Here is a 2623-nt window from a genome sequence, read left to right as displayed (position 1 = left end):
GGAATGGCGCTGGTCCGGCGCGCACTATCAGCGGACAGCCGACCACTGGCTGGAGAATTTCGACGCCCACAAGGCCGAGATCATGGAGCTGATGCGCCAGACGTACGGGGCCGACGCGAAACTGTGGGCGCGGCGCTGGCGGCGCTTCTTCATGGCCACCGCCGGGCTGTTCGGCGACGACGGCGGGCGCACCTGGGGCGTCAGCCACTACCGGCTCAAGCCTTTCACCAAGGGAGACGAACGATGATCAAATATGTGGCCGCCTATCTGGGGGCGGGCGTGGCCTTCGCCGTCATCGATGCGGTGTGGCTGACCACCATGACCGACCGGCTGTACCGTCCGATCCTCGGCCCGATCATGGCCGACAAGCCGAACATGGTCGCAGCGGTGGCCTTCTACCTGATCTATCTGTTCGGGATCGTCTTCCTCGCCATCGCGCCGGCGTTGAAGGACGGCCAGTGGACCCGCGCCCTGATCACCGGGGCGGTGCTGGGCCTCGTGGCCTACGCCACCTATGACCTGACCAACCAGGCGACCCTGAGCGTGTGGTCCACGAGGATGACGATCATCGACATCATCTGGGGCACGGCCCTGACCGCCAGCGCGGCGACGGCAGGTTACTTCGCCGCCAGCTGGGCCGAGGGGCGATGGGGCTGATCGGGCTCGCGCCGCGGGCCCTGCGTTAACCTTTTTGCTCGCCTGAGACGGGTTCGGGCTGGTCTGCCAATCCCTTGTTGGGTTAACAGGGGTTCGTAAACCAGTCTGGTTTCCGGGGGGCGATAGGGTTGCGCGCCAGCATCAACGCACTGACGGCGGCATTGATCGTGGGGGTGATCGTGGGCCTGGCCCTGACGCCGGACGGTCGCGGCTGGTTGCGCAACCCCACCCTCATGCTTGGCTCAGCCAATGCGTCGGCCAGCCCGCCTGCGCCGCAGGTCGTGGCGACGGTGGCCCGGCCCGAGCCTGTCACGCCCGCCGCACCGCGCATCACCCCACTGAGCCAGCGTGTGGCCGGGGGCGAACTGGTGGTGGGGGTGATCGGGGACTCCATGGCCGACGGCCTGTGGACCGGCGTCTACCGCGACCTGCGCGACGTGGACGGGGTGCGGGTCGTGCGCATGGCCGAGGTGTCCACCGGCCTGTCGCGCTATGACTATGTGAACGTCCATGAAAAGACGGCCCGCCAGCTGCGCGAACAGCCCATCGACGCGGCGGTGATCATGTTCGGCACCAACGACGCCCAGGCCATCGAGCACGACGGGGTCATCCACCAGTTCGGCACGCCCGGCTGGCGCGAGGTCTACGCCCGGCGGGTGGATGATCTGGTGGCCCTGCTGCGCGAGAACGACGTGGCGGTCTACTGGGTCGGTCTGCCGCGCATGAAGCGCGAGTCCTTCGACGGGCGCATGAGCCTCATCAACGACCTGGTGGCCGAGCGCATGGCGGCGCTGGACGTGGCCTATATCGACACCGTGGCCCTGACCTCCAGCGAGAGCGGCGCCTATGACGCCTATCTGACCGCAGCGGACGGACGGCGGCGGCTGATGCGGGCCCACGACGGCATCCACATGTCCATGGCCGGCTACCTGCGGCTGACCGAGCCCGTGACCGAGCGTCTGCGCGCCGACGCCGGCCTGGACCGCATGACGGATGGGGCCGGGGGGTGAGACTGGCGCGGCTGGCCGGGCTGGTCGCGGCGCTCATGACGACTTCCACTCCTGCCGCCGCACAGGATCCGATGAGCGCGCTCGAACGCCCCGAAACCCTGACCCGCTTCTTCGACGCCCTGGACGCGGCCGGGGCCGGCGAGGGCGAGCGGCCGGTGCACATCCTCCAGCTGGGCGACAGCCATACGGTGGGCGACATGATCACCGCCTCGGTGCGGTCGCGCCTGCAGAACAGCATCGGGCGCGGCGGGCGCGGGGTGCTGCCGCCGGGCAAGCCCTATGCCCTGTACCAGCCCCGTCAGGTGGAGCTGTTCGAACAGGCCTGGACAGCGGTGACGCCGGGGCCGGGCTCGGCGGCAATGTCCGGCGTGGGACTGAGCGGATCGCGGGCCCTGATCTGGGGCGAAGGCTCCTCTCTGCGCATCGAGGCGGAGGGCTCGGCCGCCTTCAGCCGGGTGGTGCTGTGCGCCGCGACGGGGCCCGCCGCCGGTACCCTGACTGTGCGGGCGGGTTTCAGCGAGACGGCGGTCAGCTTCAGGGAGCCGACCTCGGGCGCCGCCTGCCGCGAGGTGCGGCTGGGCGAACCGGCGCGCGCGGCGACCGTCACCGGCGGGACCGGGGCGGTGGACCTGCACTCGGTGGCGACCTTCGCCGACGGACCCGGCGTTGTGGTGTCGGCGCTGGGGATCATCGGGGCGACCCTGAGAGACCTGGCCGTGCGCGATCCGGCGGTGGTGCGCGCCGAGCTGGACGCCTGGCGGCCGGACCTGATCGTGCTGGCCTTCGGCACAAACGAGGGGTTCGATCCGTTCCTCGACCCCGACGCCTATGAGCCTCTGTTGCGTGGCCAGATCGCGCGGCTGCGGTCGCTGGCGCCCTATTCCGACATCCTGATCCTCGGCGCGCCCGACGCCCAGCGGCCGGAGGGCGGCGGGACCTGCGGTGACGACGCGAGT

At 70.3% G+C, this 2623-nt stretch carries 3 protein-coding genes and 1 pseudogene; all 4 read left to right on the top strand.

From position 1 onward, the window contains the following. Positions 1–247 (top strand): annotated as a pseudogene (locus C0461_RS14185) (SAM-dependent methyltransferase); the annotation flags it as partial. Beyond that, entirely contained in the window at positions 244–657 is a 414-nt protein-coding gene (locus C0461_RS14180) for a DUF2177 family protein (protein WP_292107933.1), read from the top strand. The pseudogene C0461_RS14185 and the gene C0461_RS14180, both read left to right, overlap by 4 nt. Before the next feature lie 128 nt (positions 658–785). Beyond that, the gene (locus C0461_RS14175) at positions 786–1667 is read left to right on the top strand and encodes a DUF459 domain-containing protein (protein WP_292107932.1); all 882 of its coding nucleotides are present in this window, start codon (positions 786–788) and stop codon (positions 1665–1667) included. Positions 1668–1738: 71 nt separating this feature from the next. Beyond that, positions 1739–2623, top strand: an 885-nt coding sequence (locus C0461_RS14170; RefSeq protein WP_292107931.1) for a hypothetical protein, incomplete at its 3' end; no start/stop codon positions are given.

Source organism: Brevundimonas sp. (assembly GCF_013823285.1).
Lineage (GTDB): Bacteria > Pseudomonadota > Alphaproteobacteria > Caulobacterales > Caulobacteraceae > Brevundimonas.
This window is presented reverse-complemented; position numbering and strand designations above follow the sequence as displayed.